The organism is Salipiger sp. ABF4_146 (assembly GCF_056161345.1).
In genome coordinates, this window is sequence record NZ_JBSWYX010000043.1 from 1 (window position 1) to 18,131 (window position 18,131).

Consider the following 18,131-nt stretch of genomic DNA (forward strand, 5'->3'; position numbering starts at 1 on the left):
CGCTCAGCCAAAAAAGATCAGACATGTTCACCGCTCGTTTTCGAACGGTGAATCACGCTCGTCCAACCAAATCAATGGGTCCTGACCCTAGAAGCGGGCGTCATAGTCCCCGGGCCTAGCTGAACTCGACCACCGTTTGATTGGTGGCCGCGAACCAACCCGCGTCATAGACCCACCCGCCGGCATTGCCGGCGTCGTCCCACTGCCCGTCGCTGCTCACTATGGCCGCATAATCCTGGCCGCCGCCGGAATTGTCCGGCTGGCCCGGAAGCCAATTGGTGTAGCTCGCTTCAGCGCCTGAGGCACCGGCAAACACGCCCTCGGTCTCGGCATCGGTCAGCCCCAGCCAGATCGGCCCTTCTGCGCCGAAGGTCTCGAACACGAAGGTATTTTCCTCCTCGCTGTCGATCTCGACCAGTGTGCCGCCCATCGCCTCGGCCTCGGCCTGCGCCTGCTGCCATGTCAGCCCCGGCGTGCCCGCAACATAAAGGTTCTGGCCGAACTCGAAAGCATCGCCGTTCAACAAGGGCGCGTCCGCCTCCTGCGGATCGAGTGGCCCGGACTCGTTCAGCGCGAGATCGAACACCTTGCCGATGAGCGGCGTGTCCGCCGCGTAGTTGGATTGGCCGACCAGCGCGCTGGCCCGCACCACGTCCGGAGGCACAACGCCCGGTCCCTCGGCCAGCAGCGCGCCGTCCTTGTAGAGTTGCATAATCCCGTCGTCAGCAATCGTGGCGGTCCAGGTCGCGATCTCCCCCTCGACCAGCGCGCCGGCGGCGGTGATGGCGAATTTCTCCGCCCCGTCCAGAACCTCGAACCGCATGTCGGCGCTGCCTGCCACCTGACCCAGCCAGATGTTGTCGGCATCGGGACCATTGCCGTAGTCAAAAACCCGCTGCCAGTCGCCGCCTTGCAGGTCATCGAAACGGACGGTGGACAGCGCTTCGAAGGCAACACCGGGATCCGCACCCGGCGGTGCCTCGCCGTCCACCTGCAGATCGAGCACTTCGCCAATCAGCGGCGTGTCCGCGGCATAGTTCGACGCGCCAACGAGCAGATTTTCCCGCGTGACATCAGGCGGCACGATGCCCGCGCCTTCGGCGACCAGCGCGCCGTTCTTGTAAAGACGCATGATGCCGAGATCGCTCACCGTGGCGCGCCAGTCCGCCACCTCGCCCTCGACCAAGACGCCCGGCGCAGTGACCGCATATTTCTCGGCCCCGTCCAGAACCTCGAAGCGCATGTCGGTGCTGCCGGCGACCTGTCCCAGCCAGATATTGTCGGCGTCCGGCCCGTTGCCGTAATCAAAGACCCGCTGCCAGGCGCCGCCGCCGAGATCGTCAAAGCGCGCCGTGGCGAGCGCTTCGAAGACGACAACCTCGGGCGGCGCGAGCGGGCCGTCCTCACTCACCGAAATGTCGAGCACCGCCCCGATCAGCGGCGTGTCGGCGGCGTAGTTGCTCTCACCGACGAGCGCGATGTTCCGGTCAACGTCCGGCGGCACCAAGCCCTGCGCCTCAGCCAGCAACGCGCCGTTCTTGTAAAGGCGCATGACCCCGGTGTCGTCCACCGTGGCGCGCCAGTCCGCCACCTCGCCCTCGACCAGCGCGCCGGGCGCGGTGACAGCGTATTTCTCGGCCCCGGCAAGAACCTCGAAGCGCATGTCGGCACTGCCCGCTACCTGACCCAGCCAGATGTTGTCGGCGTCCGGCCCGTTGCCGTAATCGAAGACCCGCTGCCAGACGCCGCCGCCGAGGTCGTCAAAGCGCGCCGTGGCGAGCGCCTCGAAAACCAGCCCCGTCGGCACCGGGTTCTGCCCGCCCTCTTCTGGCACATCGCCCGCATTGACGATCTCGAGATTGCGCACCAAGCCCTGCAGGCGGCTGTCACCGACCCAGTTTGAATCCCCGACGAACCGCAGCGTGCGCTCGACATCGCGCGGCACCGCCCCCCGCCCTTCAACCAGAAGCTCGCCATTCTTGAACAGGCGCATCAGGCCCGTGCCATCCACCGACATCGTCCACTCGGCGATCTCGCCCTCGACGATGGCCCCAGGCGCGGTGATCGGATAGCCGGTGCCACCGATCAGCACCTCAAATCGCATGTCGGCGCTGTTCGCCACCTGCCCCAGCCAGATATTGTCGGCGAACTCACCGTTTCCGAAGTCGAAGACACGCTGCCAGTTGCCGCCACCAATGTCGTCGAACCGCGCCTCGACGGTCGCCTCGAACGGGCCGTTGATCTCGTCGTCGTCGATATTGAAATACTGCAAGTCGGTCTGCTCGAGCGGCGGCGTGGCGACGAGCGGCGCCATGTCCACGCCCATCAGGCTTGCCGCCGAAGGCACCCCGGCCGCGTCGACCACGTGCAGCATCCACAGGCCGCCGATCATCACCGTCTCGCCGGGCGTCGACACCTCGATCGTGGTGCCGTCGATCACCGTGTAGTCTAGATCGAGGAACCTGCCGTCGCTGTTGCGCCCGTGCGTCATGCCGCCAGATTTGATCGCCGTGACCATGGTGATCTCCGAGCTGTCGGCCACGGTGATCCGGAAACTGTCGCCCGCAGAGATATTCGCCGGGGCCGCCGCGATCTCGGGCCGCGCCGCCAGCGTGCCATCCGGGCCATAGAGATAGGTCGGCGCATAGATCTCGGCGTTGGTGTTGGTCAGTGGCCCCGGAGCGCCGCCGCCGGCCGACCACAGCGTGCCGTCGGGCAGCAGCAGGTGCGACGAATGGTAAAGCCGGGCCAGCGCCTGCTCGGCGTGCTGGGTGACGCTGTTGGTGTCCGGATCCCAGACGGTGACGTTGTAGACCGCGAGGTTGATGTCATTGCCCTGATAGCCGCCGTTGGCACCACCGGTGATCGCCACACGGCCATCGGGCAGCACGATGAGCCCGGCATTGGTCCGCGCCCCCTCGATCGAGGCGGCGCGGGTGAACTGCGGCACCGGCTCGGAAATGTCGGCAACCCAGATGCCCCCGTCGTCGCCTAGGATCGCCACCTGATCGACGTCGTACATGATCGAGGAGTTCAGCTTGTAGGCACTGAACGGCGTCTGGCCGATCTTCTCGACAGCGCCGAGACCGGTGGGGTCCAAGCGGTAGATGTCGTCGCCGTAGGCCTCGACGACGATCACCTCGCTGCGGCTGTTCACCCACATGTGCGGGTACCACCACGTGCCGTCCAGCCGATCTGCTGGCGAGCTTGGCGCAATGTCGGGCATCTCGGCACCCGGCAGTTCGCGAAAGCCGGTCGCCGGGTTGTAGACCTCGGGAATGGACGAGCCGACGTAGTTCTCATCGCGGCCACCGATCACGAGGATCTCGCCATTGGGCAGGTTGACCGAAGTCGGATACCAGCGCGCGTGCGCCATCTCGCCAAACTCCGAGGGGCGCACCGTCTGGGTCTCGTAGTCGAAGACGATCACCTCATCGATGCCGGAGATGACCGCGCCGCCATTGCCCGCGCCGTCGCCGCCCATGATGATGACATTGCCGGTTTGCGGGTCCAGCGACATGTAGGAACAGAAGATATTCGTGCCCGTGGTGTTCGGCAAAACGCGCTCCACGCCGGTCTCGGGATCATAGAGGCTGTAGACGAACTGCCCGCCCTGCATCCCCAATTCGGTCGATCCAAAGCCGAGCACCTTGCCATCCGGCAGGACCATGGCATGCAGCGGGATGATGGTGAGCGGAATGACCCCGCTCCACTCGCCGTCGCCCTCGAAATCCGTCGTGCTAATACCAATCATTGGAAATATCTCCCTGCTTGCGAGCGGGGAGACAGCCCCGGCCCGCGCATTCGTGAAAGGAAATTTCGTGAAATGGAATCGGACCCAAGCGTCGCCGCGCCAATATGAAGTGGAAAAGGCGTGCGCCGAGAACTGATCGAATAAGTGTCACGGTAACCGCGTTGCGGCACCCCAAACAAGCAAAGATGCCATTGCGCAAATAGAAAGGCGGAAACTCGCCCTTCTCGACGCCCAATAGAAATACGACGTTTCACACCAGTGGCGGGGATACATCTGAAACCCGGCGTATTCCAGAAAATGCGAATCGGACAGCTTCACATTTTCGCATATGTCAGCAGCGCGGCAGAATTAAAGCCGTATGATGACTCCCCCCCCCCGACCTTTCGGTCCGTTGCTGGAACGCCGCCACTGCCTAATATCGCAAAATCCACCTCGATCCTGCCAAATGCCACTCGACGCCCCACGCCAGCGCCGCTTGGCCCCATCTTGGATGGCTGCACATTTTTGCCCATATTTTCAAGAATTCGGACGCGGATACCCTGAGATCAAGGCCTTGGGGTCCCACAAGTTTAAGTTGATGCAGGCCATCCCGGAACACCCATAGTGCGTTCCAAGTGGCAAATGTAACGAATAGGGCCTAAACACGCGCCTCGCGTTTCTAAGCATAGATTAAACTCTGCCTAAGGTTGAAATCGACAGAAGCGGAATAGTTTTTGCTTGAACTGATAAAGAAATCTCACCTTAACTGAAGGCTGGACAAAGCGCCGCGTTGGCGCGAACACATCTCGATCTTTGGTTGTATTATCAATCTTGATTGCGATGTATGTGTTGGTTTTTCGAGTCCCATTTTTCGGAAATAATTCCAAGAACTGCATTTAACGCCGTTCGCTATCGCGCACGGCATTCGATTTTCGCGACTATTTTTTTTGGGGCCACTTTGCGGCCTGATTGCGATTTAAGGAATATATTTATGCTCGACATTTCCGTGAATGCCGCCTCCTCCGATATTGATGCGTCGACCTACGGTGCCGGTACAATTGTTCTCAGCAACACCGGGACCAAGTCGATCACTTCCATCGTGATCGACCTGTCCTCTGCGCTCTTCACCAATGCCAGTTCCGCAATGGTGTTCGACCCGACGGGCGCCGCCGGAGACGAAACCGCCAAGGGCTTCACCGTTGACGGCGGCACGGGCAACGCGGTGACATCGGAGCTTTCGGGCGGCAGCGACACGGACGGCTACACCACCCTGACCCTGACCTTCGACGACCTCGCCCCGGGCGACGCGCTCGAATTTTCCATCGATATCGACCCGAACAGCATTCAGGGTGCCCCCGGCGCCGGCGACGCGGGCTCGGTTTCCGGGCTCGAACTGACCGGCGCGGTGATCAGCGTCAGCTACGCCGATGGCACCATCTCCAGCTCGAGCCTCTTCGCCGATGGCTCGCTTGCCGGGGCTGTCGCCTCGGTCCCCGAAACCGGAGGTGCCGGCGAGCCCGCCGCGCCCGTGCTGTCGGTTGACGGCAGCACCGGCGCCCTCGCCTTCGGCAATGCCGCGCAGACCGTGACCGTCAGCGGCACGCCGGGCGAAACGGTGACCGTGGTCATCGCGTCCGGGGCCCTGGGCAATGGCGTCGCGGCGACCTCGCTTTTCGACACCAACACCGCGTCTGACGTCGCCTATCAGACCGTCGTGATCGGCGCGGGTGGTACCGGAACCTTCGACGTGACCCTGCCTGACGGCCAGCCGCTCTACATCGCGGCGGCAGCGGGCGAGTCCGGCACCGGCGATTGGGGCGCTGTCAGCGCGCCGCTCGCGCTGGCGCTTGACCCGGCGCTTGTGCTCGAGGTCTCCGTCACCGCAAACAGCAGCGGCGGCGATATCGCCGTGCTCGACGTGGCCGAAAACGTCGAGGTCTACGGCGACCGCGATTACTGGCTGTCGGAATTCCCCGAAGAGCTTGCCAACGCCCGGCTGATCCACACCAACAACGACAGTTCCGAGCGCACGCTGACCATCGACGACTACATCACCTTCACCGCGAGCGCCGACGGTTATGCCTATGTCGCCTATGACCCGCGGCAGCCGGATCTGCCCGAGTGGCTGGCGAGCGCATGGGTGCCGACAGGCCTCACCGTCACCACCATCGAGACCCACACCGGCGAGACACCGCAGAGCTTCAACCTTTTCGGGCGCGCCATCAGCGCGGGCGAAGAGGTGCTCATCGGCGGCGCGGATGGGTTCAGCGGCGGCTTCTCCAATCTTTTCGTCTTCGTTGATGACAGCAACCTGCTGCCGGCGCCGGACGTCGTGCTGACCGAGCTTGCCGTGACAGAGAACGACACCGGCGCAATCCTTGCGGACATTGATCTCGTCAATATCGTCCCGGCCCCGACGGTGCCTACGGACTTCACCCTCACCGGCGCCGATGCTGATCTGTTCGAGGTGACCGGCACCGCCACCGACGGCTTCCAGCTAAAGCTCGTCGACGGCACCGCGCTGGATTTCGAAGCGATCTCCCAGCCCAGCGTCACGGTGACTGTGGGCGGGGTGCCTTCCGCGCTCTTCACCCCGGCACCGGCCAATGATTACACCGATGATGCGCCGCAGGGCGAGATTGAGGCGACCATTGTCGCGGACACCAGCGTTGGCGAGATCGTCGTGGTGAACGCGGTGGCCGGCGCACCGGTCTACGGCGACCGCGACTACACGTTGCAGACCGTGCCGACGGCGCTCGACAACGCGCGGATGATTGTCACCAACAACGATGGCACCGACCGCGGCTCGACCGCAGCGGAGTATGTCAGCTTTCAGGCCTCGGCGGATGGCTTTGCCTACGTCGCCTATGACTCCCGCGCCACCGTTTTGCCCGACTGGCTGACAACCGACTGGACCGCGACCGGAGAGGTGGTGACCACACTCGAGACCTACGGCGGACTAAGCACGCAGACCTTCAACCTCTACGGCCGCGCGATCACCGCCGGCGAGACGGTGACCCTTGGCGGAGCGGATGAAAGCAGCGCCGGAGTTGCCACCGGTGCGGGCTTCTCCAACCTCTTCGCCTTCGTCGACGACAGCGACATGACCCTCGCGCCCGACGTCTCTCTGAGCGCCATCGACGTCACCGAAAACGTTGACGGCGCAATCGTGGCAGACATCGCCTACGTGAACCTCGATCCGGCGCCGACGGTTGCCGAAGATTTCGAGCTTTCCGGCGACGAGTCCGCCCTTTTCGAGGTTGTCGGCAATGCCACCGACGGCTTCCAACTCAAGCTGATTGCAGGCAACGCCCTCGATTTCGAGGCCGGAGAGCAGCCCAGCGTCACGATCACCGTTGCGGGCGTCTCCACCGAGCCCTTCACCCCCAGCGTTCTGGACGACATCACCGACAACCCGCCGCAAGGACCGATCGACGCCTCGGTTTTCGAAGACAGCAGTGTCGGCGAGATCGCCGTCATCAACGCCTTCCTCGGGGCCCCGATCTACGGCGACCGCGACTATACGTTGGACAGCCTGCCTGCCGAACTGGAAAACGCCCGGCTGATCCGCACGAACAACGACCTTGCCGATCGAGACTCGGTCGCCGAGGAATATGTGACCTTCTCGGTAACGGCGGACGGCTTCGCCTATGTGGCCTATGATGCCCGCGCCACCGTGCTGCCGAACTGGCTGACGACCGACTGGACCGCGACCGGCGCGGTGGTGACCACCGAAGAAAACTTCGAAGGCACGATCAGCACCCAGACCTTCAACCTCTACGGCCGTGCCGTCACCTCGGGCGAGAGCGTCACCATCGGCGGGGCCGATGCGGCCAACGCCGGGGTTGCGCCCGGCACCGGCTTCTCCAACCTTTTCGCCTTCGTCGACGACAGCGACCTCGGCGTCAGCGATCCCGCGATCTCGCTCAACCCGATCGCCGCGCTGGAGAACGTCGACGGCGTTGTCGTGGCCGACATCGTGCTGACCGACATCGACGGTGCAGCCCTCGACACCTCAGACTTCACGCTTGGCGGCGACGACGCCGCGCTGTTCGAGGTCAGCGGCAACCCGGCCGACGGCTTCCAGCTCAAGCTGATCACCGGCGAAACCCTCGACTTCGAGGCCGGCAGCCAGCCCAATGTCACCGTCAGCGCCGCGGGCGTGGTGTCCGACAGCTTCTCGCCCAGCGTCAGCAATGACCCCTCCGACGATCCCTCGCTCGAACCGACGATCCTCAGCGAAGACAGCTACGCCGACATCGCTGTCATCGACGCCGGTGTCGGCGCGGTGATCTACGGCGACCGCGACTATACGTTGGACAGCCTGCCTGCCGAACTGGAAAACGCCCGGCTGATCCGCACCAACAACGACAGCACCGATCGAGACTCGGTCGCCGAGGAATATGTGACCTTCTCGGTAACGGCGGACGGCTTCGCCTATGTGGCCTATGATGCCCGCGCCACCGTGCTGCCTAACTGGCTGACGACCGACTGGACCGCGACCGGCGCGGTGGTGACCACCGAAGAAAACTTCGAAGGCACGATCAGCACCCAGACCTTCAATCTCTACGGCCGTGCCGTCACCTCGGGCGAGAGCGTCACCATCGGCGGGGCTGATGCGGCCAACGCCGGCGTTGCGCCCGGCACCGGCTTCTCCAACCTTTTCGCCTTCGTCGACGACAGCGACCTCGGCGTCAGCGATCCCGCGATCTCGCTCAACCCGATCGCCGCGCTGGAGAACGTCGACGGCGTTGTCGTGGCCGACATCGTGCTGACCGACATCGACGGTGCAGCCCTCGACACCGCAGACTTCACGCTTGGCGGCGACGACGCCGCGCTGTTCGAGGTCAGCGGCAACCCGGCCGACGGCTTCCAACTCAAGCTGATCACCGGCGAAACCCTCGACTTCGAGGCCGGCAGTCAGCCCAATGTCACCGTCAGCGCCGCAGGCGTGGTGTCCGACAGCTTCTCGCCCAGCGTCAGCAATGACCCCTCAGACGATCCCTCGCTCGAACCGACGATCCTCAGCGAAGACAGCTACGCCGACATCACCGTGGTCGACGCCGGTGTCGGCGCGGAGATCTACGGCGACCGCGACTACACGCTGACCTCGCTGCCCACGGCGCTGGAAAACGCAAGACTTATCCAGACCAACAACAGCGGCCCCGGAGACAATCCGACCGAGGACGAACAGGATCGCTTCTCGGACGCGCAGTCCGGCTACGTGGTGTTCGACGTAAATGTCGACAGCTACGTCTACGTCGCCTACGACGTCCGCGCGACCACCTTGCCGGCCTGGCTGCAGTCGGGCTGGGTTGCCACGGGCGAGACCGTGACCACTGAAGAGAACTTCAACGGCGCGATCAGCACCCAGACCTTCAACCTCTATGGCCGCTCTGTGCCTGCCGGCGAAGCCGTTGACATCGGCGGCGCCGACCGCGGCGGTTCCGGCGGCTCGATCTCCAACCTCTTCGTCTTCGTCGATGACAGCGATCTCGGCGTCGGCGGCACGGGCAGCGGCCCGCTCAGCCCCGGCAACGATGTCTTCTTCCTGCCCGAGGACTCGATCGAGGTGCCGCTGGCGGTAGAGCTCAACGACCCTGAAAACACCACGATCATCGGCTTTACTGAGGCCGAGCACGGCACCGTCGAACTGATCGACGGCGTGCTGCACTACACGCCCGATCCCGAGTATTCCAACGACGATGGTCCGGGCACCGGCACCGACAGCTTCACCTACACCATCGAGAACGCCGACGGCGACACCGGAGAGGCCACCGTCTCGCTCACCGTCACCCGCTCGCACGAACAGCCGCAGGCGGATATCGACAACTGGGATCTGCCCGGCGAGGGCAGCTCGGATGCCAATATCCCGCTGACCGACGAGCAGCGCGCCGCTGCCGAGGAACAGATGCAGGATCTCGCCCCCGAGATCTCGCCCTCGGGCATGGAACTGGTGGTGTCGCGCTTCGCGCAACTGCCCGGCGGCACCCCGTCGATGCTGGGCTGGGCCACGGTCGGTGACCGAATGTTCGTGCAGGCGCAAGACCGCGGCGCGCCGCTCGACAACAACGGCGTCGTCTACGAGATGGTGCGCAACGAGGACAATTCGGTCTCGGTGATCGAGTTCTTCAACATCGGCGAAACCTTCAACCAGCTGCCGGTGAACCTTGAGGGCAGCAGCTCTTTCGCCGACGGCGTGCGCGGCTTCGCCTTCCACCCCGAGTTCCTTGAAGAAGGCGCCGAGGGCTACGGTAAGTTCTACTTCAGCGGCCGCGTCTCGCGCGAGCCGGGCGTCACCTACGAGTTCGTCTCGGAACAGCCGGGCAGCTACGGGCCGGACTCGGCGGTGATCGAGTTCACCTATGACTTTGACGCGGGCGAGTTCGACATCGGTTCCTACCGCGAAGTGATGCGGATCGGCATGAACACCCCGTTCAAGCACCCGATCAAGGACATCATGTTCAACCCCTATGCCGAGGAGGACGACGACGACTACGGCAACCTTTACGTGATCAACGGCGACGGCTCGGCCAACGAGACGGCGATCACCGGCCAGGCCAGCCAGGGCAATGACGCCATCGGCAAGGTGCTGCGGATTAACCCGTTGGAGACCGCCGGCGGCGACAGCTACAGCGTGCCCGACGACAACCCCTTCGTCGGCGACAGCAGCATGATCGACGAGGTCTACGCGCTGGGTCTGCGCAACGAGCACGACATCTCGTTCTATCAGGCAGAGGACGGCGAGGTTTACATCATCCTCACCGGCGTCGGCTATGACCATGCCGACGAGGTCAACGTGCTCACCCCCGGCGCCAACCTCGGCTGGGGCCTGCGCGAAGGCGTCTGGGTGCCCATTCAGGACGGCGGCAACACCACCGGCCTGCTGCCGCTGCCAGAGGATGACTGGCTGCTCGGCCTCACCTATCCGGCAACCTTCGTGGCGCACGATCCGCAGGGCAAGGGCGGCATCGGCAACGTCGGCGACGTGTTTCAGGCGCTGGCCGGCGGTCACGTCATCAACAACGGATCCGAACTCGACGGCCACTACATCTTTGCGGACTTCGCGGAATCCTCGCGCGTCTACCACGTGCCGATCGAAGATCTGCTCGCCGCCAAGACGACGCTTGAAGCGGGCGAGGACCCCTCGGCGCTGACCTGGGCTACGCCTTCCGAGCTAACCATCCTCTACAACTCGGACAATGACACCACGACCACCCCGATCGTGCAGCCAAGCTTCATGGAGGTGGTGAACGACTACCGCTCCGACGTGCGCTTCGGTGAGGGCCCGCAGGGCGAGCTTTACATCATGAACAAGCGCGACGGATGGATTTACATCGTCGAGAACTCGACGCCCGAGGGCTTTGAGTTGCCCACCGGCGTCTCGCAGGTGGTCGAACCGCCCGAGATCATCGTCCTCGACGCGCTTGGCGACTACTTCGTCACCGACACGGAAAATCCCTACATCGTGCTCGACGACGGCTCCAATGCCGGTCTGATGAACAACGATGGCCCGTTCCCCGGCGGCGGCGAGCCAAGCATCGTCTCGGTCAACGGCATCGCCCTGACCGAAAACGGCCACAGCACCGGGCGTCTGTCAGGCACCTTCGAAGGCTCTAACGGCGGCCTGTTCACCGTCGCCGCAGGCGGCGCCATGCGCTTCGAGCCGAACGGCGATTTCGCCGGGCTGGCCGACAATGAAAGCACCACCACCGCGATCGAATACACCATCCTCGGGCTCGACGGATCGACCTCGACCGCCACGGTGGTGATGACCGTCAAGGGCGACCCCGAAGCGGTGCCCACGATCGAAAACTTCGTGGAAAACTCCGGCCAGCCCGAACCGCTGACCGTCGGCGGTGTGCAGGTGGGCAACCCGGTCTATGCCGACCGCGATTACACCTTCAACAACTTCCCAGATGTGCTCTTCGGGGCGCAGATGATCACCACCAACAACGATGACCGCTCGGCCACCACGGCCGACCTCATCAGCTTCACCATGGCCGCCGACGGCTTCGTCTACGTCGCACTGGACGCGCGCCGCGGCGACCTGCCGAGCTGGGTCGACGGCGACTGGAACGCGGTTGGACAGCAGATCACCATCCTCGGCTTCGAGGGCAACATCGAGAGCTACAACCTCTACGGCAAAGCCTTCGAAGCGGGAGAGCTGGTGACGCTCGGCGGCAACGAGGGCATGGCTGGCCAGTCACACTACCTCGTGGCGGTCTCCGACGTGGCGATGTTCCTGCCCGAAGGCGAAGTCACCGGCAACGCCGTGCCCACGGCGCAGGACGGCACCGCGATCACCGACGAGGACGCCGCCACCACCATCGACCTGTCGGGACTGATCGCCGATGCCGAAGACGGCACGCCGATCGTCGTCGCGGCCAGCTCGGATGACGGCACGGTGACCATCGACGGCAGCAGTCTGATCTTCACCCCCGAGGCGGACTTCAACGGCGAGGCGACGATTTCCTACACCGTCGAGGACAGCGCCGAACAACAGGCCAGCGCCGAGATCGACGTCACCGTCACCCCGGTCAACGACGCGCCCGAGATTTCCGGCTCTCTCGCCGGGGTCACGGTAAGCGACACCGAAGGCACCACCGTCGACCTCTCCGGCCTCGTGCTGTCCGACGTCGATGACCCGGCTGCGGACCTGACACTCGGAGTCCGTCTCGCCAACGGCGCCGCGGCCCCCGCCGGCGTCGAGATCAACGGCACGACGCTGACCCTTCCCGCCGGGCTGGGCAGCCTGAGCCTTGAGATCTTTGCAAGCGATGGCGATTTGGCCTCGATCGGTGGCATCCCGCTCGCAGTGAACGGCGGCAGTGCGCCCGCCGGTCTTGCGGTCACCTTCGATACGGCGACGCTGGAGTCCTATGCCGGCGCGCAAGACGGCAGCGGCACGGCGATTGTCGGCGATGGCGGCAGCAGCCTGCAGCTTGACGGCAACCTGTGGAAGCGCGCGCCGCTGCCGCAGGACTACACGATCACCGAAAACACCCGGCTTGAGGTCACGCTCGACACCGGCAGCATCCTTTCCGAGATGATCGCGCTCGGTTTCGACATTGATGAATCCTTCTCCGATAGCGACGGCTCGATCTACTATCTGGGAGGGACCCAGCCCTACAACGCCTTCATCCCGGTCAGCGGCACCGACAATGGAGACGGCACGACCACCTTCGTGATCGACCTGTCGGCGCATGCCGGCACGACCATCGACAGCCTCGTGTTCGTTGCCGATGACGACGTCGCAAGCGACGGGCGCGGAGCGCCGACCTTCAGCAACGTGCTGCTGATCGAAGAAGGCAGCGGCGGTGGCACCAACACCCCGCCGATTTCCTCGGATCCGGCGCTCGAGCCCTTCCTGCTCGAGGCGGGCACCGCGCTCGATGGCATTGATCTGGCGCAGTTTGCCGTGCACTTCAGCGACGCCGATCCCGGCGACACGCTGACGCTCAGCGCCGAGGGGCTGCCCGACGGGCTGTCCGTCGACGGCGAGGGCGTCATCATCGGCACGCCGACCACCGGCGGCGAATTCACCGTGACGATCCGCGCCACCGACACCGCCGGCGCCTCTGCGACACTGACCATCGAATTGTTCGTCGAGGGCGAAGACGAACCCGCGCCGGACGTGATCTATGAGGCCGAGGACGCCGTCCTGAGCGGCGATCCGGCCGTGGTCGGCACCGGCGAGGATGACCGCAATCAAAGCGGCGCCTTCGTCGACTTCCTTGGCCCGGACGACGAAACCATCTCGTGGTCCGTGACCGTGGCCGAAGACGGCACCTATGGCCTTGAAATTCTCTACGCCCTCGGGGCGGGCAAGGCACCGCGACCGATGCAGCTCTCGGTTGACGGCACAGTCGTCGACACCCTGCCTTTCATCGCCAACTCCAATGCCGATGAAAGCATCTGGGGCCCGCAGGCCGCGCAAATTGACCTGACCGCCGGCACCCACACGATCTCGGTGACCGCCGAAGGCGGCAACGGTCCGAACATCGACTTCCTGCGCCTCAGCGGCGAGCCGCTGGACACCGAAGACACCAGCGCCGACGAGGGCGCGCCGCTCACTCTGACGGTGGTCGATGCCTCCGACCGGGCGGCGGTACAGTTCCAGGTCGAGGGGCTTGATCCTGATATCATCGCGCTGGAGGTCAGCTTCGACGGCGGGGCGACCAGCCAGATCGTCACGCTCGACCCATCCAACCAGTTCATCGCTGATGTTGGCGGCAGCGGCGAGATCACCGCGACCCTCACCGTCGAGGACGGCGCGGCGAACACCGCGTCCGACAGCGTCACCTTCACCCCCGGTGCCGGCACCGCGCCGAACGACGGCAGCGAGACGGTCGATGGCGTAAGCTATACAATCTACGAGGCCGAGAACGCACTGCTCGACGGGCCGGTGATCGTGTCTGACACCACCGACGAGCGCGGCCAGAGCGGTGGCGGCTTCGTCGATTTCGACGGCAGCACCGACCAGTCCATCACCTGGACCGTCTCGGTCACTCAGGGCGGCACCTACGCGGTCGACTTCCTTTATGCGCTGCGCACCAGCCAGCAGCCGCGCCCGGCCTCCATCGCGGTCAACGGCGTGACGCTGGGCACCCTGCCCTTCGCGCCCAACAGCAACGAGGCGGAAAACCAGTGGGGTCCGCAGACGGTCGAATTGCAACTCGACGCGGGCATCAGCACGATCACCATCACCGCGCCCGACGCGAATGGCGCCAATATCGACTACCTGCGCGTCAGCCAAGAGCCGGTGGATACCTTCGCGCCCGCCTATGCCGCGATCGACGGCGAGGGTCGGATCGAGCTTGAAGCCACCGACGACACCACCCGCACGCTCAGCGACACGGCGGTGGAGTTCTACTTCACCGTGGCCGCCGACGGCACCTATGCCCTCGATCTCGCGTCCAACGCGGGCGCGCCGGACGGAGGCGGCCTCACCCTTTTCCTCTCGGCGGATGGCGCCGTACCTGTTGCGATCGGCGACGAGGCCTTCCCCGGCACCGGCGAGGCGGGCGAAAGCACGGCCTACCTCGAACTGCAGGCGGGCGTCGAGTACGAGCTGACGGTGACCTCGGACCAGCCGGGGGCAAGCGCGCTCGACTACCTCGACGTGCGCGTCGCGCCGGGCGATCCCGATGCCGACATCGCGGTGCAAAGCCTCGATGCCGCCTTTTTCGACGACCGGCTGCACTTCTCTTGGATCGATGATCCCGATGTCGCCGCCGGAACCGGCAATGATCGGCTCTCGAAGACCAGCGCCACGGTTGAGATTTCCAACACCGGCACGGCGGATCTGACCTTCATCGAAACCAGCCTCACCGGGCCGTTCGAGTTGGCCGACCCGGATATCTTCGACGGGCTGACCCTTGGCGCGGGCGAGAGCATCGCTGTCGAGGTGCTGTTCGATCGCGACGCCTATACATCCGGTGGCGACGGCGTCAGCGGTGTCTACACCGGCGCGCTGAGCCTGCGCACCAATGACGCCGACACGCCGCTCGCGAGCGTCGATCTCGCCGGCTTCTGGCAGGCCCGCGACGAGGGCGGGCAGGAGCCCAACATCAACGAGGTCTGGGACGTCTTCGGCTTCGGCAACGAGATCGAAGGTCTTACCTTCTTCGGTGGCGGCGAGAACGACGAGCTCAACTTCTACGACGTCTACCTGCCGGTGGATGACACAGAGGTGCTCTCGCCGTACTGGCGGCTTGCCGACGGCGTGGCCGAGGCGCGGATCACCCAGATCGCGGCCTATCACCAACCCGCTGGCGCGGCCCTCGCCATCCATGCCCCCGGCAACAAGGGGCAGGACGTGGGGCTAACCTTCCACGACAGCTTCTACAGCCAAAGCCTGCTGCCGCTGGCCGCTGGCGGTGCGGGGTTTGCCACCGCGACCTTTACCAACTCCACCATCCCCGACTTCTGGGCAGGCACGGAGATCTTCGGCATCGAGGTCGACGACCTGTCGACCGACCCCACGCTCAACCCCACCGGTGACGGCGCGCCGAGCCAAGCGCAGCTGAACCTGCGCTATCCCGGCTACACCGTCGAGGGCGAGCAGGTCTTCGACCCCGACGGCAACCCAGTGTCGGACGGTTACACGGTGCGGATTTTCCAAGCCGTCGATACCAATGGTGCGGCCATCGAGAACGTCTTCCTAGGCGTGATGGACTACACCGGCATCAACTACGACTATAACGACAACATGTTCATCATCGAGGGGATCACCCCGGTCGGCGAGGGCGGCGTGGCAACCATCACCGGTCTCGACGCCGCCGCGGCCGACGACCGGCTGGTGATGTCGCGGATCGACAACCCCGCGAACGGCGCACAGACCTTCCGTGACACGGCCACCTTCACCCTCACCAACGACGGCATCGGCACGCTCGACATCAGCAACGTCGCCGCCTCCGGCCCGTTCACCGTCAGCGGCCTCAGCGCCGGCGACAGTCTGGCCGAGGGCCAGTCGGTGCAGGTCACCGTCACCTTCACCGGCAGCGATCCGGTGAACAACGATCAGGCGCTGTCCTTCGACGGCACTCTGGTCATCGACACCAGCGCCGGCGAACGCAGCATCGCCCTTGCCGGTCTCGCCCAGTGGGAATCCGAGGGCGGCGAAGAGCCGAGCGTGGCGCAGATCGTCGAAGCCTTCGGCTATTCGACCGACATGGCGCAGGCGCTGCTGGCCAACAACGGGCTGATCGAAACCGTCGGCGACGAAGTCATCATGCCCTACCTGCAGCGGCTCGACGGCGGCCAGCCGGTGGAGATCTTCCAGATCGGCGCCTACCTGCAGCAAGGCGATGTCGCGCGGCTCGCGCTGCACGACTTGCAAAGCGCGAACCTCACAGAGGTCTTCGCCGCAGACGACAATCAGGGCCAGACCGTGTTGCCGGACGGGCTCGTCTTCGGTCCCGGCGACACCGGCTCGGTCGCCAGCGGCACCATCGACCGCGACGCGCCCTTTGGCCTGCATGTGGGTGTCGACGGCAAGCCGACGTACGCCGCCTGGGGCGATCCGGTGGCCAACGACCTTGATCCCGACTTCGGGCAGCTGGTCAACGGCGCCATCGGCCAAGGCCACCTGATCCGCTACTTCCAGGCGCGGGACGCCGGCGGGGCGGTGATCGAGGGCACCTACATCGGCATCATGGATTACCCCGGTGCCGGCAACTACGACTACAATGACTTCATGTTCGTCATCCAGAACGTGCAGCCCTACGCGCTGACCACGGCCGAGGATGCGGACGGCGACGGCGTCAACGATGCGCTGGCGCTGGACGGGGACAACGACGGCATCGTCGACTTCTTCGACGGCGATGTCACCCCGCCCCCCGGCCCGCAGCAGGCCTATACCGGCACCCCTTGGGCGGTGGACGCCGACGGCGTGACGGTCGAGGCGCGGTTCTATGACACCGGCGGTCAGGGCGTGGCCTACAACGATCTGAGCGCGGCACATCTCGGCGACGGCTTCCGCGGCGGCGAGGGGGTGGACATCTCCTTCGGCACGCTGGCGGTGGGCTATACCGAGGCCGGCGAATGGCTCGAATACACCATCGACGTGGCCGCGCCGGGCACCTACGCGCTGTCGTTCAACTCCTCCTCGCCGATCGACGGCCGGGCTCTGACCGCGACCTTCGCGCAGAACGGCGTGGTCTACGAAAGCGCCACCTCGGCGGTGCCCAATACCGGCGCGTTCACCACATACGCGGACACCGCGCCGCAAACGGTGACACTTAACGCCGGCACACAGGTGCTGCGGGTCAACTTCGACCTCGACCAGCAGGATCTGGCCTCCTTTACCCTAAGCCCGATCGCGGTCAGCAGCCCGCAGACTCCCTTCCCCGGACCCGACGCACCCACGTTCACAGAAGGTGTGCTGACGGTGGATGCCTCGAACTACGACGATGGCGGACAGGGCGTGGCCTACAACGACAGCCCCGGCCTCGCCGGCGGCAGCACCAATGGCCGGACGGGCAGCGATGTCGAGCAGACCGGCCTTGGCCACATCGGCTGGATCGAAGACGGCGAATGGCTCGAATACACCATCGAGGTGCCGGAAGACGGGCTCTATGACCTCGATCTGCTGCTGGCCACACCGGAACCCGGACGCGGCGCCACCGTCGCCTTCTACCTGCCGGACGCCGAGGCGCCCTATGCCGCGACCGGCGGCATCGGCAACCCGCCAAGCTCGGGCTACACCGACTTCCAGCCGCGCTCTGCCGAGGGCATCGCGCTGCAGGCTGGTAGCCAGATCATGCGGGTCACCTTCACCGGCGGCAGCCAAGACTTTGCCTCCTTCTCGCTGGAGCAGGTGGAGACCAACGCCGCGCCGGTGGCAGGACCGCTCGCCGATGCCGAGGCCGAGGAAGGCGGGGCGATCTCGCTC

General features: G+C 65.0%; 2 protein-coding genes. One reads left to right on the plus strand and one right to left on the minus strand.

Features of this window, described 5'->3' with window-relative positions:
- Window positions 1-115 precede the first annotated feature (115 nt).
- Complete coding sequence (locus ACXAJT_RS26900) at window positions 116-3,754, minus strand: galactose oxidase-like domain-containing protein (protein ID WP_475241874.1); 3,639 nt, start codon at window positions 3,752-3,754, stop codon at window positions 116-118.
- A gap of 970 nt (window positions 3,755-4,724) precedes the next feature.
- Between ACXAJT_RS26900 and ACXAJT_RS26905 the strand changes: the two genes are divergently transcribed.
- Window positions 4,725-18,131, plus strand: a 13,407-nt coding sequence (locus ACXAJT_RS26905; RefSeq protein ID WP_475241877.1) for a carbohydrate-binding protein, incomplete at its 3' end; no start/stop codon positions are given.

What these genes read in the sequence shown, in the direction of transcription:
- ACXAJT_RS26900 (WP_475241874.1), bottom strand. Translation starts at nt 3,754, where the DNA reads ATGATTGGTATTAGCACGACGGATTTCGAGGGCGACGGCGAGTGGAGC.